Consider the following 22,684-nt stretch of genomic DNA (forward strand, 5'->3'; position numbering starts at 1 on the left):
GCAAAACCGCACGGCGGAGGTCCCATGCGCCTGATCCTCGCCGAACCGTTCAAGTCGCTGTGGGCGGGCAAAGATCCCTTTGTCGAGGTCGAGCGCCTGCAGGGCCAGGTCTACCGCGAGCTGGAGGGCCGTCGCACCCTGCGCACCGAGGTCGCCGGAAGCGGCTACTTCGTCAAGATCCACCGCGGCATCGGCTGGGGCGAGATCGTCAAGAACCTGCTCACCGCCAAGCTGCCGGTGCTCGGCGCCGGCCAGGAATGGTCGGCCATCAAGCGCCTGACCGAGGCCGGCGTGCCGACCATGACCGCCGTCGCCTACGGCGAGCGCGGCGCCAATCCGGCGGCGCAGCATTCCTTCATCGTCACCGAGGAACTGGCGCCGACCACCGACCTGGAGCAGCTGACCCTGGACTGGGCCCGGCAGCCGCCGCAGCCGCGCCTCAAGCGCGCGCTGATCGCCGAGGTGGCGAGGATGACCGGCACCATGCACCGCGCCGGGGTCAACCACCGCGACTGCTACATCTGCCACTTCCTGCTGCACACCGACAAGCCGGTGACCGCCGACGACTTCCGCCTCTCGCTGATCGACCTGCACCGCGCCCAGGTGCGCGCCGCCACACCGACCCGCTGGCGCGACAAGGACCTGGCCGCGCTGTACTTCTCGGTGCTGGACATCGGCCTGACCCGCCGCGACCGGCTGCGCTTCCTGCGCGTCTACTTCCGGCGCCCCCTGCGCGACATCCTGCGCGACGAGGCACGCCTGCTGGCCTGGCTGGAGCGCAAGGCGGACAAGCTCTACGCGCGCAAGCAGCGCTACGGGGACGCGCTCTGATGGCGGGATGGACCCTCGACCCGGGCTACGCCCACCTGGCCGACGACTTCGGCGACCTGCAGCGGGTGTTCGCCCTGGAGGGCCGGCCCCTGACCCGTGATCCGCTGTCCGAGGTGATCGTCATCGAGCGCGATGGCGTGCGCTACTACGTCAAGCGCTACTGGGGCGCCGGCAAGGGGCTGCGTCGCTACATCGGCCGGCCGCGGGTCAAGGCCGAGTGGCAGAACCTCAAGCATTTCGCCAAGTGGGGCATCCCCACCGCGCCGATCGTCGCCTTCGGCCTGGAGCGCAAGGGCGGTGCCTTCGTGCGCGGCGCGCTGATCACCCGCGAGCTGGAAAACACCCACGACCTGGCGGCGCTGGCCAATCGGGGCGACGCGCGCCTGCGCGACCCGGCCTGGGTGGGCGGGGTCAGTCGCCAGCTGGCCGGTGCGACCCGCACCCTGCACGACCACCACTTCGCCCACAACGACCTGAAGTGGCGCAACCTGCTGGTCAACGACCGCGCCGAGCTGTTCCTGATCGACTGCCCGACCGGCGCCTTCTGGTGGGGGCCGCTGCTGCGCTACCGCATCGTCAAGGACCTGGCCTGCCTGGACAAGGTGGCCAGCAAGGTGCTGTCGCGCAGCCAGCGCCTGCGCTTCTACCTGCAGTACCGCGGCCGCGAGCACCTGAGCGCCGGCGACAAGCGCCGGGTGCGGCAGATCCTGAAATTCTTCGAGGGTAGGGAATGAGCGATTTCATCGCCGCCGAGGATCGCGCCATCCTCGAACGCCACGGACTGGCCGACTACGACGCGCTGTGGGAGCTCAGGCTGGAGGCGGTGGACGAACCCAACACCGAGCGCGGCGGCTGGAGCAGCGTCTACCGCCTGGACCTGGGCGACGCCGCCTACTACCTCAAGCGGCAGAGCAACCACCTGACCCGCAGCCTGCTGCATCCGCTTGGCGAGCCGACCTTCGCCCGCGAGTTCCGCAACATCCGCCGCTACGCCGAGCGGGGCATTCCCGCCCTGCAGGCCGCCTTCTTCGCCGAACGCCGGGTGCCCGGCGAGCGCCGCGCCATCCTGCTGACCCGCGCGCTGGACGGCTGGCAGGACCTGGACCACTGGCTGCGCCAGTGGGGCTCTCTGGAGGCAGCGCGTCGCGGCGCCATCCTGCGCGCCTGCGGCGAGCTGGCGCGGCGCCTGCACGACGCCGGGCAGGTGCATGGCTGCTTCTACCCCAAGCACATCTTCCTGCGCGAGGCCGGCGACGGCTTCGAGGCGCAACTGATCGACTTGGAGAAGACCCGCCCACTGCTGCTGGGCGAGCGCGACCGGATCAGGGACCTGGAACCGCTGCTGCGCCGCACCGGCGCCTGGAGCGAGGCCGAGGTGCGCCAGCTGCTGGTCGCCTACCTGGGCGAGGGCGCGGCGGTCGAGCGCTGGAGCCGGCGCCTGGGGGCTCGCCGCCGACACAAGGAGTCGCGCTGATGCGCCTGGACGAACTGCAGCAGGCCGGTCGCGCACCGGCCCTGCCGCTCTCGCTGGAGCTGGATGGCGAACCGTTGGTGATGGAGCGCCTGCTGCGGGTGCTGCCGGGGCAGCGCTATGTCGGCCTGGCGCGCTGGCGCGGCCGCGCGGTGCTGGCCAAGCTGCTGGTCGGCGGCAAGGCCGAGCGGCATTTCCAGCGCGAACTGGCCGGCGCGCGCCTGCTCGCCGAGCAGAGCCTGACCACGCCGGCGTTGCTGGCCGAAGGTTTCGCGGCCGGGCAGGGCGGCTGGCTGCTGTTCGACTATCTGGAGGGCGCCGATAGCCTGTGGGACGCCTGGCGTGCCGTGGAGCGCGAGCCGCTGCTGTCCGCCGCCCAGCAGGCGGTGTTGGGCGAGGCCCTGGACGCCATCGGCCGGCTGCACGCCCGGGGCCTGTGGCAGGCCGACCTGCACCTGGACAACCTGCTGCGCCACGATGGCTGTCTGCACGTGATCGACGGCGGCGGCGTGCAGGTCGAGACGGCCGGCCAGCCGCTGTCGCGCCCGCGGGTGCTGGAAAACCTCGGGGTGTTCTTCGCCCAGCTGCCGGCCGAACTGGAGCCCTTCACCGAAGAGCTGCTGGTGCACTACCTGCTGGCCAACGCCGAGCACGCCCTGCCGCTGGAGGCGCTGCTCGAGGAAGTGGCGAAGGTGCGCCGCTGGCGCCTGGGCGACTACCTGAAGAAGGCCGGTCGGGATTGCAGCCTGTTCGCCGCCCGGATCGGCGCCTTCGGTCTGCGCGTGGTGCGCCGCGGGCAGGAAGCCGAACTGGCGCCGCTGCTGACGGAGCTCGACTCGCGCATCGACGCCGGCCACCTCTACAAGACCGGCGGCGCGGCCACGGTCTCGCGCATCGAGCTGAACGGCCGGCCGCTGGTGGTCAAACGCTACAACATCAAGCACTGGCTGCACTGGCTCAAGCGCTTCTGGCGCCCCAGCCGGGCCTGGCACAGCTGGATCGAGGGTCATCGCCTGGAACTGCTGGGCATCGCCACGCCGCGCCCGCTGGCGGTGATCGAGTGCCGCTGGTGCTGGCTGCGCGGGCGGGCCTACCTGGTCACCGAGCACTGCGCCGGCGAGGACCTGATCGCGCGCTTCGCCCCGCATGTCGGCGGCACCCCGCCGGAAGCGGAGCTGGAGGCCCTGGACCGGCTGTTCGCCGCGTTGATCCGCGAGCGCATCAGCCATGGCGACTTCAAGGGCCACAACCTGTTCTGGGACGACGGCCGCTGGAGCCTGATCGACCTGGACGCCATGCGCCAGCACCGTGGCCAGGACGGCTTCACCCGCGCCTACGCCCGCGACCGGGCGCGCTTCCTGCGTAACTGGGCGCCCGACACACCCCTGCACACCCTGCTCGACCGGCGTCTGCCGCGACTCTAGCGGTCGGCGCCGGGCGGAATACCCTCGGCCAGGTGCAGCCGCTATAATCCCCCGCTTTGCTTGGGCGAGCCCGTGCTCGCCTTCCACCCTTTCTCCGCGGCGGTTCGCCCGCCCGCAGCTGCAAGAGGCTTTCCCGTGGCACTGACCATTCTCGGCCTGTCCGGCGCGCTCAGCCATGACCCGTCCGCCGCCCTGTACATCGACGGCAAGTTGATCGCGGCGGTCGAGGAAGAGCGCTTCGTGCGCGACAAGCATGCGAAGAACCGCATGCCCTACGAGTCCGCCAAGTTCTGCCTGGAACAGGCCGGGATCAAGCCGTCCGACGTCGACGTGGTGGCGATTCCCTTCGCCCCCATCAGCCTGTTCGGCAAGGCCCGCTGGCACTACGCCAAGCGCTACTGGTACGCCCCGGACCGCTCGCTCGACGCGATCCTGATGGGCAACCGCCGCTACAAGCGCTACCACAAGAAGATCCAGTGGTGCCTGGAGCAGCTGGGCTTCGACCTGAAGAAGGTCAGGATCGAACCGGTCGAGCACCACCTGGCCCACGCCTCCAGCGCCTACCACTGCTCGGGCTTCAAGGAGAAGACCGCGATCCTCGGCATCGACGGCAAGGGCGAGTACGCCACCACCTTCTTCGGCTGGGGCGAGAACGGCAGGATCCACAAGATCAAGGAGTTCTACGATCCGGACTCCCTCGGCGGCCTGTACGGTGCGATCACCGAATTCCTCGGCTTCGAGATGCTCGACGGCGAGTTCAAGGTCATGGGCATGGCGCCCTACGGCGACGCGGCCAAGTACGATTTCTCGCGCCTGGCCAAGTTCGAGAACGGCGAGCTGATCATCAACACCGACTACGCCAACGTCATCGGCTTCCGTCGCTACAAGGAAAACGGTAAGGGCTACTACTTCTCGCCCAAGCTGATCGAGTGGCTGGGGCCGAAGCGCCAGGGCGACATCGCCGACGACCCGTACATCCACTACGCCGCCAGCATGCAGGCGCTGTTCGAGAAGCTGGCGCTGGAGATGATGGAGTACTACCTCGGCGACATCCTCAAGGAAACCGGCAAGATCGCCTTCGCCGGCGGCTGTGCGCTGAACGTCAAGCTGAACCAGAAGATCATCGCCCGCGACGACGTGAAGGAGCTGTTCGTGCAGCCGGCTTCCGGTGACGCCGGCACCTCGGTCGGCGCCGCCGCCTACGTCTCGCACCAGCGCGGCGTGCCGGTGGAGAAGATGGAGCACGTCTACCTCGGCCCGTCCTACTCCAACGAGGACGTGATCGCCGCCTGCGCCCGCCACCCGAGCAAGCCGGTGTTCAAGCGCATCGAGAACACTCCACAGCGCATCGCCAGGATCATGGTCGACGCGAATCCCGTGGCCTGGTTCCAGGGCCGCATGGAGTTCGGCCCGCGCGCCCTTGGCGGTCGTTCGATCATCGGTTGCCCGAGCGTGCCGGGCGTGGCCGACCGCATCAACGAGCAGATCAAGTTCCGCGAGCGCTGGAGACCCTTCTGCCCGTCGATGCTCGACACCGTGGCGCCGCAGATGCTCAAGGTCGACCATCCGAGCCCGTTCATGACCTTCACCTTCGAGGTCAACGACGAGTGGAAGAACCGCGTCGGCGAAGTGGTGCACGAGGACGGCACCTCGCGCGCCCAGGTGCTGGAGCGCCGCTTCAACCCGCGCTGGTACGACCTGATGGTCGAGCTGGAGAAGCTGACCGGCAACGGCGTGTCGCTGAACACCTCGCTCAACCGCCGCGGCGAGCCGATGATCTGCTCGCCGACCGACGCGCTGAACATGTTCTATGGCTCTGACCTGCAGTACCTGATCATGGAAGACATCCTCGTGGTCAAGGACGGCAAGGACTGGTATGACAGCATCTGAGATCACGCGCGTCGTAGGGTGCGCCATGCGCACCTGGATGATGGGAGGCTCGGCATGGGGTGTGCCCTGCCTTGACGCGGAGCTTGCCTGTGGCCAATGAGCAGCCTGAGGTCCGCGGCCAGCCCGAGATGTGGATATTGCAGTTCTGCCACGGCTACGACGGCCCCTTCCTCGACTGCGCGCGGCAGTACGCCGCGCTGTTCGCCGGCACCCCGTACAAGGTCTGCACCGTCTACCTGACCGGCGCGCCGAGCGCCGAGGTCGAGCAGGGCTCGGCTTCCGACGAGGTGATCTTTCTCGACTACTCCAGCCGCCAGGTGCGCGGCCTGAAACTGGCCGCCATCCGCGACTTCCGGCGTATCGCCGCGTCGCGCGACTTCGCCCTGTGCATCGCCCACCGCTTCAAGCCGATCTACATCGCCCTGCTCGGCAGCGCCCTGCCGGTGATCGGCGTGCACCATGCCTTCGGCGACTACCAGCGGCGCTCGCGCCGGTTGTTCGCCAATACCTTCCGCAAGCGCCTGGCGCTGCTCGGCGTCTCCGACGCGGTGCGCGACGACATGCGCGCCTGCCTGCCGGGCTGGCCCGCCGAGCGCATCGAGACGCTGTACAACCGCATCGACGTGGCCGCGCTGCGCGCCGAGCAGGTCTCCCGCGAGGCCGCACGCGAGTACCTCGGCCTGCCGCGGGACGCCTGGGTGGTCGGTAACGTCGGTCGCCTGCACCCGGACAAGGACCAGGCCACCCTGATCCGCGGCTTCGCCCAGGCGCTGCCGCAGTTGCCGGCCGGCAGCCTGCTGGCGATCATGGGCAGCGGCCGACTGGAAGGCTCGCTCAAGGCGCTGGCCTCCGAATTCGGGGTGAGCGAATCGGTGCGCTTCCTTGGCCAGGTGCCCCAGGGGCGCCGCTACTTCCGAGCCTTCGATGTCTTCGCCCTCAGCTCCGACCACGAGCCCTTCGGCATGGTGCTGCTGGAGGCGATGGCGGCTGATGTGCCGGTGATCGGCACCGACTGCGGCGGCGGCCGCGAGGTCGTGCAGGGCGTCGGCGAGCTTTTCCCGCTCGGGGCGGCGGATGAGCTTGCGGCGGCGCTGCGACGCCAGGCGAAGGGCGGCGACCTGCAGTCGCTGCGCCAGCGCATGCAGGCGCGCCTGGAGCAGCGCTTCTCCGACCAGGCGGTGCGCCACCGCTTCTGGTCACTCCCCATGTGCGCCGCGCTGCGCTGAGGCCGACATGACGCCGGAATCCGCCAGCAACCCCTGGGCCGCCAAGGCCCGCGCCCTGGACCGCTATCGCTGGCTGCTGCTGCGCGAGCGCCACGGCCTGGTCGGCAGCGCCCTGCGCTTCGCCCGCGAGGCGATCGGCGACTGGTGGTTCGGCGTGCGCGCCCAGCGGCGCCTGGCTGCGACCATCGCGGCCGAACCCTGCGACTTCCTGCTGCTGCAGTCGGCGCCGAAGGTGATCAAGTTCCAGCGCAAGAAGCTGCTGATGGAAGGCTTGCGCGATCGCGGCCACAGGCTGGTGGAAACCGCGCTGCAGGCGCCGAAGACGATCCTGCGCCAGCGCCTGCTCGCCCGCCCGCCGCACCCGGTGCCGACCCGCTACTTCGGCCTGGCCGCCCATGCCGAGTGGCTGGCGGCGCACCACCAGCCGCGCATCCTGCTCAACGACCGCAACGGCAGCCTGTACGCCCCCTTCCTGCGCATGGCGCTGAACGCCCGCAGCGCCCTGCTGGTGCACCTGGCCCACGCCACCACGGTGGAAGGCTCGCGCCGGCTGGGCATGAACGACTACGACTACTACTTCCTGTTCGGCCAGAGTTCTCTGGAGGCGCTGCAGGCGCGCGAGCTGCGCTTCGGCGAGTCGACGGCGGCGCTGGTCGGCTCGCACATGATCGACGCCAGCTACGACATGCCACCGCCGGCGCCGGAGGCCCGCACCCTGCTGATCCTCGGCGTCGGGCCGGACAAGGAGAAGGAACGCGAATACCAACAGACCTATGCTCTGCTGGCGACCTGGGCGAGGCGCCATCCCGAGTACCGGGTGCTGGTCAAGCGCCACCCGCGCAGCCAGGCGCCGTTCTGGCGGGATGCCGCAGGCGGCAGCGCCAACATCGAGGTGCTGCCGGCCGAGTGCACGCTGGCGAGCGCCCTGGCTCGGGCGTCGGTGGTGGTGAACATTCTCTCGAATGCGGTGATCGAGGCGGCCCTGGCGGCGCGTCCGGTGCTGTGCGTGGATATCGGAGGTCAGGAGGACATTTTCCAGCAGCGACGCTTCTACGGCGCGACGATCACGACGGAAGCCGAATTCGAGCAGCGTCTGCTCGACATCGAGGCGGACTTCGCTCAGGCTCTGGCCCGTTCGCATGCCTTTGCCGAGTTCCATCTGGCATGGGGGGTGGGCGGTCTGCAGAACACCCTGGCATCCTTGGAGTCTTTGCTTGCGCACGCCAGGCTTCCGGACGGCGTCCAGTGTTCTACCCTGACCGCCACTTCACAGACATTCTAGGAGCGGACCTTGGCTCGACCGTCAGCGACGTGGCCCTTTTTCGACCATGTCTGCGTGATCAATCTGGATTCGCGACCCGATCGCTGGGTCGCCATGCAGGCGCAGTTCGAGCGTTTGGGTGTGGTCGGGGATATCCACCGCTTCGCCGCCGTCCGTCCTCCGGCGGACATCGTCGAAGAACCATGTCTGGCGCCGCTGCGCCGCTTTCTGCTGGCCGTCGACGGCGACAGCGAACATCTTCCCGCCAAGCTGCGCTCGACCTGGGGCTGCGCGCAGAGCCATCTGGCGGTGATCCGTCTGGCCCAGTCCTCCGGCTGGCCGCATGTCCTGGTGCTCGAGGACGACTGCGAGCTGGAGCCTTACAGCCTGTCTGTGCTGCAGCGCGCGTCAAGCCAGCTGCAGGGGCAGCAGTGGGGCATGATCTACCTGGGCGGCACCTACAAGAAGGGCGGGCGTCTGCGGCGCTTTTCGGCGAATCTGGACGATGCCGAGCGCATCCGTCTGGCCCATGCCTACGTGGTGCACGAGAGTCTGTATGGCCGCATCCTGGCCGAAGCGGAAGGTTCCGGCCTGCCCATCGACTGGTACTACTCGGAAAGGCTGCAGCCCCACGCCAGAAGTTTTCTCGTGCGCCCCATGGTCGCCTATCAGCGACTGCTGGACATGAGCGATATCGAGGCGGTGGTGCGCAAGTCCGAACTCAAGACCCGGAAGGCCCTGCGGCGCCTCTGGAGCCGTATTCGCTATTCGGTGCTCTGAAGGGGGCTGCTGTTGTCGTTCGCGTCTAACTGGAACACCTTACTCCCGCGCTGGCTGGCTTTTGGCCTGGCCTGGTGGCTCGCCGGCATGCTGGTGCTGCCGACCAGCAAGCTCTACCAGCAGGGCCTGATCCTGCTGTTCTGGCTGCCGGGGTTGCTGGCCTTGCTGACCAGCGCCCAGGTCCGTCGCGGCTGGTGGCAGCCGGCGAGCCTGTTGCTGGGGCTCTTCGCCCTGTGGTCGGCGGCCTCCCTGCTGTGGAGCGAGACGCCGGCGGACCCGGGGGAACTGAAGATATTCCTGTACGTGGCGCTCGCCACCAACGCGGTGCTGGCGCTGGCCTGCCTGGACCCCGAGCGGTTGTGGCGCAGCCTGGCGATGCTGGGCCTGCTGGTCGGGCTGCTGGCCTGGCTCAGCCTGCAGAATCTCTACGGGCTGGAGCTGCAGCCGTGGACGGCGCGCGCGGTCGGGACGGGGCTGGTCAACCATCCCATCCTGGCCGGACAGCTGTTCGGCATCATGGGCATTCTGCTGCTGTGTCTGCGCCAGTATCTGCCGTCCTGGCTGAAGGGCGTTCCCTGGTACGTCAGCCTGGCGGGATACCTGGCCTTCCTGCTGATGACCCAGTCCAGGGGACCCTGGATCGCGGTCTGCGCGACGATCCTGCTGGCGCCCTTCTGGGAGCGTGGCTTCCGGCCGCTGGCGCTGGCCGGCGCCACCTGCCTGACGCTGCTGGTGGTGGCCTGGTTCTGGCCGGACCTGTTGCTGCAACGCGGCTTTTCCTACCGGCCGGACCTGATCGAGCAGGCGCTGCTGAAGATCCAGGAGCACCCGTGGCTCGGCATAGGCTTCGCCTCGCCCTACCTGCTGCCGGTTCCGGCCCAGGGCGTCTCCTACGAGCACGCCCACAACCTCTACCTGCACATCGCGGTGCTGCTCGGCATGGTCGGGTTGGCCGGCTGGCTCCTGCTGTACGGCTGGGCGGCGCTGTGGGCCTGGCGGCTGCGCGACTCCGTGCAGGGGCGCCTGTGCCTATCATTGCTGTGCTTCGCCGGGATCGCGCTGTTCACGGACGGTGTCGGACCCTGGGTGAAGCCCCGCGAGGAGTGGTTCTGCCTCTGGTTGCCGCTGTTCCTGTGCATGGCCGGGGCGGCCCTGCGGAACAGGGCCTGTATTCGAGAACGTGAGATTGCGTAGACATGGACGACAACAAGGCGATTGCCGAGCGCCTGCGCGCCTGCTGGGATGACGGCACACCCTTCGAGGCCTGCCGCGGCGCCTATTCCGGAACCCTGATCGCCTTGGCCTCCGGGCCCTCGGCCGCGGATTTCCCCCTGGAGCGCTACCGGCACGTGCCGATGATCGCCATGAACGGCTCGATCGTGCGTTTCGCGGACACCGGCGTCAGCCCGCTGTTCTACCTCTGCGACGACCGCGGCTTCGTCCGCGATCGCCTGCCGCTGGTGCGTCAGGGCATCGCGCTGGCGCGCCACTCGGCGCTGGGCGTCGGCGCGCTGGAGGCTCTGCTGGAGCGGGTTCCCGATGCCATCGACGGTCGCTCGATCTACCTGATGCTGCGCAGCAACCGACCGCTGGATGGCGAGGAGCTGTCGGATCGCCGCTACGCCTGGCGCGTGCGCAACTGCCCGGACACGGAGTGCCGCTTCTCCCTCTGGCGGCAGAAGCCCAACCGCATCGGCTTCAGCCGGAACATGGTCAAGGGCTACTTCGGTGGGCGCACCATTCCCTATGCGGCCATGCAGCTGGCCTATCACCTGGGCTTTCGCAACGTGGTGCTGGTCGGCGCGGACATGGGCGCCCAGCCGGGGCGCTTCTACGAGCAGGGGGAGGCGGCGTTGCCGAGCCGCCTCGACGAGGACTACGACGACTACATCCTGCCGAGTTTCGAGCTGGTGGCGGAGCGCGTCGTCGGGCCGCATTTCCGCGTGTTCGGCCTGTCCCAGGCCAGCCGCCTGCCGGAGCGCCTGGTCCCACGCCTGACGCTCGATCAGCTGGACGCGCTTCTGGCCACTTCGTAGTGCTGCATCAGCTCTTCCCAGGGGAAGGCCTGCACCTGGCGGCGCTCCAGGTAGCGCTGCAGGTGGCGGAAGTTGCGACGGACCAGTAGACGCCCCAGCGGGCGATTCTTGAAGCGCAGGTCGAGGAAGTCGATCAGGCCGAAGTCGCCGTCGGGCGTCAGCAGGATGTTGCCGAGGTGCAGTGAGCGGAAGTAGATGCCCAGGCGATGCAGCTTGAGGATGTAGGCCGCCAGTTGCGGGAGCAGGCCGTCGAACTCCTTCCGCGAATTGTGAAACAGGCTGTCCAGCGATTGCCCCGCCAGCGGCTGATACAGGCAGGCGCTGACCGCCTTGTCGCGCTCCAGCCAGCAGCATTCGCGGATCGCGGGGGTGCGGATGCCGTGGGCCTGCAGGCGCGATGCGCGCTCGGCGAAGCGCCTTGCATCGGGACGGATGCGGGCCAGCAGCGGATTGCGGCGGCTGCGGAAGATCTTCAGCAGCGTGCCGCTGGGCAGACGGACCACCTTGGGGCCGTGGCTGTCTTTTTCCAGCAGTTCGCCCTGGCTCAGCCAATCTTGCAATTCGTTCGCTGTTACAATCCGCATCTTGTCTCTCTAAGCCAGTCGCACGAGGCGCGCCGAATGGCCAATTCTAACCAGCAATCCAGCCTTAGGGTTTATCTGCGATTGCTGAAATACGTGGTGCCCTACTGGGGGCTGTTCGTCATCAGCATCCTGGGCTTTCTGATCTTCGCCTCGACCCAGCCGATGCTGGGCTACATGCTCAAATTCTTCGTTGACGGACTCAGCAATCCTGACGCCGGCTTCTTCTCCGAGGTCCCCTATCTGCAGGACTACCACTGGCTGTCGGACCTCAAGCTGCTGCAGGCCGTGCCGCTGATGATCGTGCTCATCGCCCTGTGGCAGGGCATCGGCTCCTATCTGGGCAACTACTTCTTGGCCAAGGTCTCCATGGGGCTGGTGCAGGACCTGCGTGTCGCCCTGTTCAACAACCTGCTGACCCTGCCCAACCGCTACTTCGACAACCACAATTCCGGGCACTTGATCTCGCGCATCACCTACAACGTGACCATGGTCACCGGCGCCGCCACCGACGCCATCAAGGTAGTGGTGCGCGAAGGCATGACCGTGCTGTTCCTGTTCGCCAGCCTGCTGGTGATGAACTGGAAGCTGACCCTGGTCATGGTCGCCATCCTGCCGATCATCGGTGTGATGGTCGGCAGCGCCAGCCGCAAGTTCCGCAAGCAGAGCAAGAAGATCCAGGTGGCCATGGGCGACGTGACCCACGTGGCCTCCGAGACCATCCAGGGCTACCGGGTGGTGCGCAGCTTCGGCGGCGAGAGCTACGAGCAGACGCGCTTCCAGCTCGCCAGCGAGGCGAACAAGGAAAAGCAGCTGCGTATGGTCAAGACCAACGCCATCTACACCCCCAGCCTGCAGCTGGTGATCTACAGCGCCATGGCACTGCTGATGTTCCTGGTGCTGCTGCTGCGCGGCGACGCCACCACCGGCGACCTGGTGGCCTACATCACCCTGGCCGGCCTGCTGCCCAAGCCGATCCGCCAGTTGTCCGAGGTCAGCTCGACCATCCAGAAGGGCGTCGCCGGCGCCGAGAGCATCTTCGAGCAGCTGGACGAGCAGCCCGAGGTGGACAGCGGCCTGCGCGAGCGCGAACGCATCAGCGGCCAGCTCGAAGTGCGCAACCTGACCTTCCAGTACCCGGGCGCGGAAAAGCCGGTGCTGCGCGACATCTCCTTCGTCGCCGAGCCGGGGCAGATGATCGCCCTGGTGGGCCGCTCCGGCAGCGGCAAGTCGACCCTGGCCAGCCTGATCCCACGCTTCTACCAGCATGAGCAGGGCCGCATTCTGCTCGACGGGCTGGACATCGAGGAATACACGCTGCGCAACCTGCGCAAGCACATCGCCCTGGTGACCCAGCATGTCACTCTGTTCAACGACAGCGTGACCAGCAACATCGCCTATGGCGACCTGGCCGGCGCACCCATGGAGCAGGTGCGCCAGGCGGCCGAGGCGGCCTATGCCTCCGAGTTCATCGACAAGCTGCCGCAGGGCTTCGACACCCTGGTTGGCGAGAACGGCGTGCTGCTCTCCGGCGGCCAGCGCCAGCGCCTGGCCATCGCCCGGGCACTGCTGAAGAACGCGCCGCTGCTGATTCTCGACGAGGCCACCTCGGCCCTGGATACCGAATCCGAGCGTCACATCCAGGCGGCCCTGGACGAGGTGATGAAGGGCCGCACCACCCTGGTGATCGCCCACCGTCTGACCACCATCGAGAAGGCGGACCTGATCCTGGTGATGGACCAGGGCGAGATCGTCGAGCGCGGCAGCCATGCCGAGCTGCTGGCGCAGAACGGCTACTACGCCCGCCTGCATGCCAAGCAGTTCGAGGAGGGCGGCAGCGAGCAGCCGCTGGAGCTGGACGCCTGATGCTGGAGTTCCTGCGCGGTTATCGCGAGCGAGGCTGGAGGCAGATCGATGCCGCGACCTATGCCTCCGTCTGGCAGCGCTTCGGTGGTAGCGTCGCGACCCATCCCCAGGTCGTCGAGCGCCTCGCCGGCCTGGCCGGAATCCCGGTGCGCTACCTCGGCTGGGAGCGCGGCGGCGAGCTGCAGGCGGCCGTTCCCACCTGGGGCCGCCACCTGGCGCTGTCCAAGGATGTGCTGAAGAAGCACGGCAAGCGCGGCCTGTTCGACCTGGGCAACGCGGAGATCATCCTGCCCGCCGCAGACGGCGCCGGCGCTGTGCTGCGCCACCGCGCGCGCTATGTCTCCCAGCTCAACGCCGGGGCCGTGCTCGGCCTGTGCGAGCAGCCGGAGGGCCTGGCCCTGGCCCGCGAGCCGGAGGAGTACGGCAAGAAGTTCCGCTACAACCAGCGTCGCGAGCAGCGCCTGCTGGAGGAGTCGGGCGGCGTCATCAGACCGATGCTGGAGCTTTCCGCCGAGGAGCAGGCGCGCATCTACACTGACCTGTTCCTGCGTCGCTGGGGCTTCGAGGCCACCGGCAAGGACCGTCTGGTCGAGGTGTTCACTCTGCTGCGTGAATTCATGACGGGCTCGCTGGTCTACCTCAACGATGCGCCGGTGGCGATTCAGGTGCTATACCGGGTCGAGGCGCCGCGCTGGGTCAGCCTGGAATACATCAACGGCGGCGTCGATCCGCAGCAGCGCGAATTCAGCCCCGGCAGCGTGCTCAGCTACGTCAACACGCAGAACGCCTGGGCCGAGGCGCGGGCCGTCGGCAAGCCGCTGCGCTACTCCTTCGGCCGCGCCGACCGCGAGTACAAGGACCGCTGGTGCCACCGGGTGCCGGCCTATCAGGTGTAGCGGTCCGCCGCGCACGGGGATAGCAACGGGTGACGAGATCATGACCGGTCGCAAGCAGCAACTGCTCAAACGCCATCGCCGCAACAAGCGCATCGCCATGCTGGTGGCGATGCTGGTGATGGTGGCGCTCGGCGTGTTCGTCGCCTGGTGGTGGGTGCCGCTGCTGCTGGTGGCGGCCTGGATCGCCCACGAGGCCTGGTTCGCCGATCACCTGTTCTACTCGCCGGAAGACGACTACCACTACGACTTCCCGGCCGGCACGCCCTGCCTGTTGGCCCGGGTCGCGGACGGCCAGCTGCGGGTCGACGGCGACCTGGGCGATGCCGAGACCCTGGTGCTGGAGCTGGAGGTGACCGCCACCTGGCTGGGGCGCTTCCTCGACCCCCGCGTGCTGCTGGGCGACGACCGCCAGGACCTGGAGCGGCGGGTCGACGGCCTGCGCTACTTCAACCTGTCCGGCCAGGGCGACGCGCTGCGCGCCGGCACCCTGCGCCTGCGCGGGCGCTGCTGCCGGCTGGGCCGGGAAGGGCGCCTGTTCGCCATGAGCAACCCGGACTACGCCGAGCGCCGGGTGATGGTCATCGCCCCCCACGCCGACGACGCCGAGCTGGCGGCATTCGGCCTGTACAGCCGCTGCGCCCAGGCCAGCATCGTTACCTTGACCCAGGGCGAGGTCGAGGCCGAGCGCTATCGCCGCCTCGGCCTGTCGGCGCAGAGCGCCGCCGTGCTCAAGGGCCGGCTGCGCGCCTGGGACAGCCTGGCCGTGCCGCTCTGGGGCGGCGTACCGCAGGGCCGCTGCGTGCAGCTCGGCTATTACTGCCTGCAGCTGCCGACCATGGCCGAGCAGCCGGAGTTGCCCGTGCCGTCTCGCGAGTCGGGGGAATCGGACATCCGCAGCGTGCGCCGGCACAACCCGCTGCAGCTGCCGGGCGATGCCGACGGCGCGCCGACCTGGAACAACCTGGTCGCCGACCTGGCCGCGCTGCTCGAACGCTTCCGCCCGGAGGTGGTGGTCACCCCGCATCCGGAGCTGGACCCGCACAGCGACCACGTCGCGTCGACCCGCGCCGTGCTGGAGGCGGTCCAGGCCAGCGCCTGGCAGCCGCAGACCCTGCTGCTCTATGCCAACCACCTGCACGACAACGACCGCTGGCCGATGGGGCCGGCGAACCATGGCATCGCCCTGCCGCCGGCGATCGTCGCGCTGCCGGCCGATGCCCTGTGGAGCCCGACCCTGTCCGCCGAGACCCAGCTCGACAAGGCCATGGCCCTGGCCATGCAGCACGACCTGCAGGCGCCCCCGCCGCCGAAGAAGCGCCTGCGGCGGCTGATCCAGCGCGTGCTCGCCGGGCGCCGCTGGCCGGCCACCGGCGAGGACGAGTTCTTCCGCAAGGCGGTGCGCCGCCACGAGCTGTTCTGGGTGCGCCACCTGTAGCCGCACGGCAGGCGACGCAGACCTGCCCATGTGGGAGCGGCCTTGGCCGCGATCTTTCGGCCGTATGCACCGGTGTAGCCCAACATTCGCGGCCAAGGCCGCTCCCACAGGCGCCGGAGGCCGCGCTGCCCGTCTGGCTTTCGGTCTTCCGCGCTCGTGTCGGTTCTCGGGCGCATGTCGCGACGGCTACGGCCGGGGAGGGCCATGTTATGATCCGCGGCGATTTTGCCGCTCCGGAGTGTCCATGAAGCTGTCCATGCCCCGTTACGACCAGGCCGCCGTTCTCGTGGTGGGCGACGTCATGCTCGACCGGTACTGGCATGGCGGCACCTCGCGCATCTCCCCCGAGGCGCCGGTGCCGGTGGTCAAGGTCGAGCAGATCGAGGACCGTCCGGGCGGCGCCGCCAACGTCGCGCTGAACATCGCCGCCCTGGGCGCGCAGGCCCAGCTGGTCGGCGTCAGCGGCGAGGACGAGGCGGCCGACAGCCTTACCGCCAGCCTGGACGCCGCCGGCGTGCGCGCCCACTTCCAGCGCATCGACGACCAGCCGACCATCGTCAAGCTGCGGGTCATGAGCCGCCACCAGCAGCTGCTGCGCATGGACTTCGAGGAGCCCTTCAGGACCGATGCTGAGGCGCTGGCCCACGAGGTCGACGGCCTGCTCGCCGGCGTCAGGGTGCTGGTGCTGTCCGACTACGGCAAGGGCGCGCTGCGCAACCACCAGGCGCTGATCCAGCTGGCCCGGGCGAAGGGCATCCCGGTGCTGGCCGACCCCAAGGGCAAGGACTTCTCCATCTACCGCGGCGCCAGCCTGATCACCCCCAATCTCAATGAATTCGAGACCATCGTCGGCCATTGCGCCGACGAGGCCGAGCTGGTCGCCAAGGGCGCCCGGCTGATGCGCGAGCTGGACCTGGGCGCGCTGCTGGTGACCCGCGGCGAGCACGGCATGACCCTGCTGCGCCCGGACCACGCGCCGCTGCACCTGCCGGCCCGCGCCCGCGAGGTGTTCGACGTGACCGGCGCCGGCGACACCGTGATCTCCACCCTGGCCGCCTCCATCGCCGCCGGCGAGGAGTTGCCGCAGGCCGTGGCCCTGGCCAATCTGGCCGCCGGCATCGTGGTCGGCAAGCTCGGCACTGCGGCGATCAGCGCGCCCGAGTTGCGCCGCGCGGTGCAGCGCGAGCAGGGCTCGGAGCGCGGCGTGCTGGGGCTGGAACAGTTGCTGGTGGCCGTCGAGGACGCCCGCGCCCACGGCGAGAAGATCGTCTTCACCAACGGCTGCTTCGACATCCTCCACGCCGGCCACGTGACCTACCTGGAGCAGGCGCGCGCCCAGGGCGACCGGCTGGTGCTGGCGGTCAACGACGACGCCTCGGTCTCGCGCCTCAAGGGCCCGGGCCGTCCGATCAACGCGGTGGACCGGCGCATGGCCGTGCTCGCAGGCCTCGGCGCGGTGGACTGGGTGGTGAGCTTCGCCGAGGACACGCCGGAGAGCCTGCTGCGCGCGGTCCGGCCGGACGTGCTGGTGAAGGGGGGCGACTACGGCATCGACCAGGTGGTGGGCGCCGACATCGTCCGCGCCTACGGCGGCGAGGTGCGGGTGCTCGGCCTGGTGGAGAACAGCTCGACCACCGCGATCGTCGAGAAAATCCGCAGCAAGTGATGCCGGCGGCTCGCCGCTGCCCGGAGCAGGAGTGAATCTCATGGAGCGAGAAGCCTTTCACCACGATGACAGCGTTCGCAGGCTGCGCGCACTGGCGACGAACGATGCCCTGGGCGAGCGGGTCGCCGAGCTGTTCATCGCCAGCCTGGCGACCGGCGCACGTCGCGCCATGACCCCGCTCATGGCCTACCACTCCGCCCGCAACCTGCCGGAGCATGCGTGGGAACCGTTCGACTTCGCCGCCCACAACCGCCTGTATCGCGAAGAGTCCGAGGTTCCCTGTGCCATCTGCGGCATTGCGCGCAGCGAGCTGCGCAGCCGGGAAGGACAGCTCTGGGACTTCGCCTTCGCCGGGCGCTGCTCGACGGTGCCCTGCTACAGCCACCTGATCGATCTGGAAGACGTACCGAATATCGCGCTGGAGTACCGGCCGGAGCAGGTCGAGGTGCTGAGGGCGCTGCTCGAACTCATCGACTCGGTGCCGGCGGACGTCTCGACGACGGACCTGCTGAAGCGGGTGTCCTCGACCAAGCTGCTGCCGAAAAGCAATCACGCGGCCCGGCTCTGGTGCCTGCGGATCCTGGCGGAGCTGGGGGTGATCAGCAACGCCGCCATCCCCGGCTACTCGGGCGCTCTGCAGTTCCATGGCTTCCTGCAACGCATCGAGATGGAGAAGGCGGCGTTCGCCCACCTGTCCCATCGCGCGGACCCGGTGTGGCCGCTGTCCGCGGGCCGGGGCACGCCGGCCGTGGACTGGTCGCTGGCCCGGCGCCTGTTCCCGCAGCTGGGCGCGTGATTCGCTAGCCCGCCAGCCGCCCCGGCGGATTCTCCTCGCGCTGCAGGCGTGCCTGCCAGTCCTTCCAGCGGATGCGCTCGTCGCGCACCAGCCAGCCGTCCTGCGCGGCGAAGCTCTCCGACAACCACAGGCCGCGGGTGCTGGCGGGCACTAGTTCGCCGCGGCGCAGGGTGAACAGCTCGCCGGCGGGCCTGCCCTGGTGCAGCGGCAGCAGGTAGAGGTCCGGGCGCCGCCGCTCCAGGCAGGCCACCAGCTGGTCTCCTTCCAGGCGCTCGTCGACGTGGAACAGGCTGGGTTGGCGGCAATCCCGGGGCAGCTCAAGGCGCAGGTCGTAGACCAGCTGGAGCGAGGCGGTGGGCAGGTGCACGTAGGCGCGCGGGCGCTCCATCAGCATCAGGTTGCCGCACTGCACCGGCCGCGCCGCGCCGGACAGGGGGGCGAGGCGGAAGTGGTCGCTCTCGCGGTAGCGCAGCGCGCCCTGGTACGGCGTCGGCAGCCAGGTGTCGGCATAGCGGCCGCTCAGCCAGCCGCTCTCGCTCTCGATCAGGCATTCCTCGGCCACTTCCTGGATGGCGGTGAGCAGCGGCAGGTTCAGCTCGTGGGCCGGCACGTAGCCGGAGATCAGCTTGAGCACCACGTCGCCCCGGTCGGGGCGCTGCTGGCGCACCAGCAGCCAGTATTCGCGGCCCTGCCAGGCCAGGGTCAGGCGCACCGAGACGCCGAGGTTGGCCAGCTCCAGGGCGAAGTGCTGGCTGTCCGCCGCCTGCACCGGGCGGCGCCGTTCCAGCATCTGGGCGAAGTTCAGGGGCAGGCCGAGGCTGCGGTAGTTCAGCCCGTCCGCCGTGGCCTCGACGTACAGCGGCAGGGTCTTGAAGTTGCCCGGGGCCTTGCGGGCCAGCAGTCTCGACATATCGGCTCCTCGGTCGGCAGCGGTTGCGCTGCGGCGGATGGATGGGCGTGGTGAGGTTCAGACCGCGCCAGGAGCCTTGCAGTTTAGCCGCGGATCACCGCGGCGGCGGTCGCCGCGTTTGCCGCCAGATGTTGCGGGTTGATGGTGCCGACGATGGCGGCGGTGACCCCGGGGTGGCCGAACACCAGTTCGAAGCTGGCGCGCACCGGGTCTTCGCCGGCCAGCACCGCGTGGCCGCTGGCCAGGGCCTTCTTGATCAGGATGCCCTTGCCGTGCGCTGCCGCATGGTCGAGCACCGGCCGCTCGGCCTGTTCGGCCAGGTTGTAGGTGACCATCGCGCAGTCGCCGTCCGCGAGGGCCTGCAGGCCGCCTTCCACCGTCTTGCCGGACAGGCCGAAGGCGCGGATCTTGCCCTCGCGCTTGAGCTGGGCGAGGGTCTCGTACACTCCGCTGTCGCGCAGGATGGCCACGTCGTTGCCGTCCGAATGGACCAGCACCAGGTCGATGCGGTCGGTCTCCAGGCGCCGGAGGCTGCGCTCCACGGAGAAGCGGGTGTGCTGCGGCGAGAAGTCGAAGCGCGACTGGCCGTCATCGAACTCCTCGCCGACCTTGCTGACGATCACCCAGTCCTCGCGCTGGCCGCGTAGCAGCGGGCCGAGGCGCTGTTCGCTGACGCCGTAGGCCGGTGCCGTGTCGATCAGGTTGATGCCCAGCGCGCGGGCCTGGTCGAGCAGGGCGCGGGCGGCGGCGTCGTCGGGGATGGTGAAGCCGTTGGGATACTTCACGCCCTGATCGCGGCCCAGCTTGACGGTGCCCAGGCCGAGCGGCGAGACGATCAGGCCGGTGTCGCCCAGGGGGCGGTGCAGGTCGTGCAGGGTCATGGCAGCAGCTCTTCCCACACGGGCTCGGCCTGGGGCGGGCGCGGCAGCTCCGGCAGCGGCGCGTGGGCGCCGGGGCGGATGGCGTCGCGCTGCAGCGCGGCGATGACCCGGTCGGCGAAGTCCGGCGACAGCGCCAGCTTGGTCGGCCAGCCCACCAGCAAGCGGCCCTGGTCGGCGAGGAAGGCGTTGTCCGGGCGCACCAGGCCGCTCTGGGCCGGCTCGGCGCGGTCGACCCGCAGGGTGGCCCAGCGCGCGTCGGAGAGGTCGATCCAGGGCAGCAGCTGCTGCACCTCTTTCTGCGCCGCGGCGATCTGCGCCGCCTCGCTGCGCGCCACCCCGTCGGCCTCGGCGATGTCGCCGCCCAGGTACCAGACCCACTGGCCGTCGGCGGCCGGGTGGCTGGTCACGGTAATGCGCGGCTTGGGCCCGCCGCCCAGGCAGTGGGCATACAGCGGCTTCAGGCCCTTGCCCTTGACCAGCACCATGTGCAGTGGACGCAGTTGCTGGCGCGGCTGCTCCAGGCCGAGGGCGGCGAGCAGCGCGGCGTTGCCCTGGCCGGCGCTGAGCACGATGCGCTGGGCGCGGACCTCGCGGCCGTCGACGCGCAGGCCGACCAGCTCGCCGTCCTCGCGCAGCGGGGCGATCTCGCGCCCGGCCAGCAGGCTGTCGCCGGCCAGTTCGGCGAGGCGGGCGATCAGGCTGGGCACGTCGAGCACCAGCTCGGCCAGGCGATAGACCTTGCCCTTGAACTTCGGGTGCTGCAGGGCGGCGGGCAGCCGTTCGCCCTTGACCTGGTCGACCCGCCCGCGCACCGCCTTGCTGGCGAAGAAGCTGGTCAGGTTGCCGGCCAGGCCGCCCGGCGACCAGAGATAGTGGGCGTCGGACAGCAGGCGCACGCCGGCCAGGTCCAGCTCACCGCCGCCGTTCAGCGCGTCCAGCCAGCGCCGCGGCATGTCGGCGATGGCCTCGGAGGCGCCGGTCAGCGCGCCGTGCAGGGCGTACTTGGCGCCGCCGTGGATGATGCCCTGGGACTTCAGGCTCTGCCCGCCGCCGAGGCTGGCACTTTCCACCAGCAGGGTGGCGTAGCCGAGTCCGCGTAGGCGGGCGTTCAGCCAGAGGCCGGCGACACCGCCGCCGACGATCAGGATATCGGTGCTGAGGGACTGGGACATGCCGTGGCTCGCTGCAGATCAGGCGCGCAGTATAACCGCCCGCGATCAGTGGCCGCTGCTGCCGGAGAACAGCTGGATCACCAGCACCCCGGCGACGATCAGGCCGATGCCCAGCAGGGCCGCCAGGTCCAGCTTCTGACCATAGATCACCAGGCTGGCGATGCTGATCAGGACGATGCCAAGGCCCGACCAGATGGCGTAGGTGACGCCCACCGGGATGCTCTTCATCACCAGGCTGAGCATCCAGAAGGCGATGCCATAGCCGACCACCACCAGGAACAGCGGCAACGGCTTGCTGAAGCCCGCCACGGCCTTGAGGGCGGTGGTGCCGATGACTTCGGCGACGATGGCGATGGCCAGGTACAGGTAGGCGTTCATGGGGCTCTCCTCGGTTGCGCCGCGCATTGTGGCATGCCCCTTTGCTAAGCTGCGCGCCCATGAACAGAACCCTCTACAGCCTGATCCTGCACCTGGCCCTGCCATTCATCTTCCTGCGCCTGCTGTGGCGCGCCTGGCGCGCACCGGCCTACGGCCGGCGCATCGGCGAGCGCTTCAGCCTCGGCCTGCCGGCCTTCCGCCCCGGCGGCATCTGGATACACGCGGTGTCCCTGGGCGAGAGCATCGCCGCCGCGCCGCTGGTACGCGAGCTGCTGGAACGCCACCCGGAGCTGCCGGTCACCGTGACCTGCATGACGCCGACCGGCTCGGAACGCATCCAGGCGCTGTTCGGCGAGCGCATCCAGCACTGCTACCTGCCGTACGACCTGCCCTGGGCCTGCGCGCGTTTCCTCGACCGCCTGCGGCCGAGGCTCGCGGTGATCATGGAGACCGAGCTGTGGCCCAACCATATCCACGCCTGCCATGCGCGCGGTATTCCGGTGGCGCTGGCCAACGCGCGGCTGTCCGAGCGCTCGGCGCGCGGTTATGCGCGCTTCGCGAAGCTCACCGCGCCGATGCTGGCCGAGCTGGAGCTGATCGCCACACAGACCGCCGCCGAGGCCGAGCGTTTCCGCCAGCTGGGCGCGCGGCCCGGGTGCGTCGAGGTGACCGGTTCGATCAAGTTCGATCTCAGCGTCGACCCCGAGCTGCCGCGTCGCGCGGCCGAGCTGCGCGACGCCTGGGGCGCATCTGCCCGGCCGGTATGGATCGCCGCCAGTACCCACGCCGGCGAGGACGAGGTGGTGCTCGCGGCCCATCGCCGGCTGCTGGCGGAGCGGGCGGACGCGCTGCTGATCCTGGTGCCGCGCCATCCCGAGCGCTTCGCCCAGGTGTTCGAACTGTGCCGCCGCGAAGGCTTCGCCACGGTGCGCCGCTCCACCGGCGAGCCGGTCGGCGACGCTGCGCAGGTGCTGCTCGGCGATACCCTGGGCGAGCTGCTGTTCCTCTATGCCCTGGCCGACCTGGCCTTCGTCGGCGGCAGCCTGGTCCCCAACGGTGGGCACAACCTGCTCGAGCCGGCGGCGCTGGGCAAGCCGCTGCTGAGCGGGGCCCACCTGTTCAATTTCCTGGAGATCGCCGCCCAGCTGCGCGACGCCGGTGACCTGCTGGAGGTGACGGATGGC

At 69.4% G+C, this 22,684-nt stretch carries 21 protein-coding genes; 16 read left to right on the top strand and 5 right to left on the bottom strand.

Annotated elements, in window-relative coordinates; genetic code table 11:
- The first annotated feature begins 24 nt into the window (after nt 1-24).
- From rfaP to N5D30_RS05395, 10 genes are all read left to right on the top strand, one after another.
- Nucleotides 25-831, top strand: coding sequence for a lipopolysaccharide core heptose(I) kinase RfaP (gene rfaP / locus N5D30_RS05350; RefSeq protein ID WP_279908046.1), 807 nt, complete (start codon nt 25-27; stop codon nt 829-831).
- Nucleotides 831-1,565: a lipopolysaccharide kinase InaA family protein gene (locus N5D30_RS05355; RefSeq protein ID WP_279908047.1), complete on the top strand. Its 735-nt coding sequence runs from the start codon at nt 831-833 to the stop codon at nt 1,563-1,565. The genes rfaP and N5D30_RS05355 overlap by 1 nt, the downstream gene beginning before the upstream one ends.
- The gene (locus N5D30_RS05360) at nt 1,562-2,305 is read left to right on the top strand and encodes a lipopolysaccharide kinase InaA family protein (protein WP_279908048.1); all 744 of its coding nucleotides are present in this window, start codon (nt 1,562-1,564) and stop codon (nt 2,303-2,305) included. The genes N5D30_RS05355 and N5D30_RS05360 overlap by 4 nt, the downstream gene beginning before the upstream one ends.
- Nucleotides 2,305-3,726 carry a lipopolysaccharide kinase InaA family protein gene (locus N5D30_RS05365; protein ID WP_279908049.1) on the top strand — a complete coding sequence of 474 codons (1,422 nt, stop codon included), beginning with the start codon at nt 2,305-2,307 and terminating at the stop codon, nt 3,724-3,726. The genes N5D30_RS05360 and N5D30_RS05365 overlap by 1 nt, the downstream gene beginning before the upstream one ends.
- Nucleotides 3,727-3,861: 135 nt before the next feature.
- Nucleotides 3,862-5,616: a carbamoyltransferase gene (locus N5D30_RS05370; RefSeq protein ID WP_279908050.1), complete on the top strand. Its 1,755-nt coding sequence runs from the start codon at nt 3,862-3,864 to the stop codon at nt 5,614-5,616.
- A 128-nt stretch (nt 5,617-5,744) separates the two neighbouring features.
- The gene (locus N5D30_RS05375; protein ID WP_279908069.1) at nt 5,745-6,842 is read left to right on the top strand and encodes a glycosyltransferase; all 1,098 of its coding nucleotides are present in this window, start codon (nt 5,745-5,747) and stop codon (nt 6,840-6,842) included.
- A gap of 7 nt (nt 6,843-6,849) precedes the next feature.
- Complete coding sequence (locus tag N5D30_RS05380) at nt 6,850-8,124, top strand: capsule biosynthesis protein (protein WP_279908051.1); 1,275 nt, start codon at nt 6,850-6,852, stop codon at nt 8,122-8,124.
- A 54-nt stretch (nt 8,125-8,178) separates the two neighbouring features.
- Nucleotides 8,179-8,883: a glycosyltransferase family 25 protein gene (locus N5D30_RS05385; protein WP_262880184.1), complete on the top strand. Its 705-nt coding sequence runs from the start codon at nt 8,179-8,181 to the stop codon at nt 8,881-8,883.
- Nucleotides 8,884-8,895: 12 nt separating this feature from the next.
- Entirely contained in the window at nt 8,896-10,077 is a 1,182-nt protein-coding gene (locus tag N5D30_RS05390) for an O-antigen ligase family protein (RefSeq protein ID WP_279904197.1), read from the top strand.
- Nucleotides 10,078-10,079: 2 nt separating this feature from the next.
- A complete protein-coding gene (locus N5D30_RS05395; protein ID WP_279908052.1) occupies nt 10,080-10,919 on the top strand; it encodes a lipopolysaccharide core biosynthesis protein in 840 nt (279 codons plus the stop codon).
- Here N5D30_RS05395 and N5D30_RS05400 read toward each other — a convergent pair.
- Entirely contained in the window at nt 10,889-11,479 is a 591-nt protein-coding gene (locus N5D30_RS05400) for a lipopolysaccharide kinase InaA family protein (protein ID WP_308446194.1), read from the bottom strand. The genes N5D30_RS05395 and N5D30_RS05400 overlap by 31 nt on opposite strands.
- Before the next feature lie 60 nt (nt 11,480-11,539).
- Here N5D30_RS05400 and msbA point away from each other — a divergent pair, with 60 nt between their 5' ends.
- The 5 genes from msbA to N5D30_RS05425 all read left to right on the top strand — a co-directional run bounded on the left by msbA (nt 11,540) and on the right by N5D30_RS05425 (nt 18,159).
- On the top strand, nt 11,540-13,366 hold the full coding sequence (gene msbA, locus N5D30_RS05405) for a lipid A export permease/ATP-binding protein MsbA (RefSeq protein ID WP_279908054.1): 1,827 nt from the start codon (nt 11,540-11,542) through the stop codon (nt 13,364-13,366).
- Complete coding sequence (locus N5D30_RS05410; RefSeq protein WP_279908056.1) at nt 13,366-14,262, top strand: GNAT family N-acetyltransferase; 897 nt, start codon at nt 13,366-13,368, stop codon at nt 14,260-14,262. The genes msbA and N5D30_RS05410 overlap by 1 nt, the downstream gene beginning before the upstream one ends.
- Nucleotides 14,263-14,302: 40 nt before the next feature.
- Entirely contained in the window at nt 14,303-15,697 is a 1,395-nt protein-coding gene (locus N5D30_RS05415; protein WP_279908059.1) for a PIG-L family deacetylase, read from the top strand.
- 244 nt (nt 15,698-15,941) lie between these two features.
- A complete protein-coding gene (hldE, locus tag N5D30_RS05420) occupies nt 15,942-17,363 on the top strand; it encodes a bifunctional D-glycero-beta-D-manno-heptose-7-phosphate kinase/D-glycero-beta-D-manno-heptose 1-phosphate adenylyltransferase HldE (protein ID WP_279908060.1) in 1,422 nt (473 codons plus the stop codon).
- A 40-nt stretch (nt 17,364-17,403) separates the two neighbouring features.
- On the top strand, nt 17,404-18,159 hold the full coding sequence (locus tag N5D30_RS05425; protein ID WP_279908061.1) for a hypothetical protein: 756 nt from the start codon (nt 17,404-17,406) through the stop codon (nt 18,157-18,159).
- A 4-nt stretch (nt 18,160-18,163) separates the two neighbouring features.
- On the opposite strand, the gene N5D30_RS05430 is transcribed toward N5D30_RS05425, so the two are convergent.
- The 4 genes from N5D30_RS05430 to N5D30_RS05445 form a co-directional block, all read right to left on the bottom strand.
- Nucleotides 18,164-19,069, bottom strand: a complete 906-nt coding sequence (locus N5D30_RS05430) for a metal ABC transporter ATPase (RefSeq protein ID WP_220811510.1) — start codon at nt 19,067-19,069, stop codon at nt 18,164-18,166.
- A gap of 83 nt (nt 19,070-19,152) precedes the next feature.
- Nucleotides 19,153-19,950 (bottom strand): aldo/keto reductase, encoded by a 798-nt coding sequence (locus N5D30_RS05435; protein WP_279908062.1) that lies wholly within the window; start codon nt 19,948-19,950, stop codon nt 19,153-19,155.
- Nucleotides 19,947-21,122: an FAD-dependent oxidoreductase gene (locus tag N5D30_RS05440; RefSeq protein ID WP_279908063.1), complete on the bottom strand. Its 1,176-nt coding sequence runs from the start codon at nt 21,120-21,122 to the stop codon at nt 19,947-19,949. Before N5D30_RS05440 ends, N5D30_RS05435 begins: the two co-directional genes overlap by 4 nt.
- Nucleotides 21,123-21,167: 45 nt before the next feature.
- On the bottom strand, nt 21,168-21,500 hold the full coding sequence (locus N5D30_RS05445) for an SMR family transporter (protein ID WP_279904187.1): 333 nt from the start codon (nt 21,498-21,500) through the stop codon (nt 21,168-21,170).
- A gap of 59 nt (nt 21,501-21,559) precedes the next feature.
- Between N5D30_RS05445 and waaA the strand changes: the two genes are divergently transcribed.
- Nucleotides 21,560-22,684, top strand: a 1,125-nt coding sequence (gene waaA / locus N5D30_RS05450) for a lipid IV(A) 3-deoxy-D-manno-octulosonic acid transferase (protein ID WP_279908064.1), incomplete at its 3' end; no start/stop codon positions are given.

The organism is Pseudomonas sp. GD03875 (genome assembly GCF_029840585.1).
Classification (GTDB): domain Bacteria; phylum Pseudomonadota; class Gammaproteobacteria; order Pseudomonadales; family Pseudomonadaceae; genus Aquipseudomonas; species Aquipseudomonas paralcaligenes.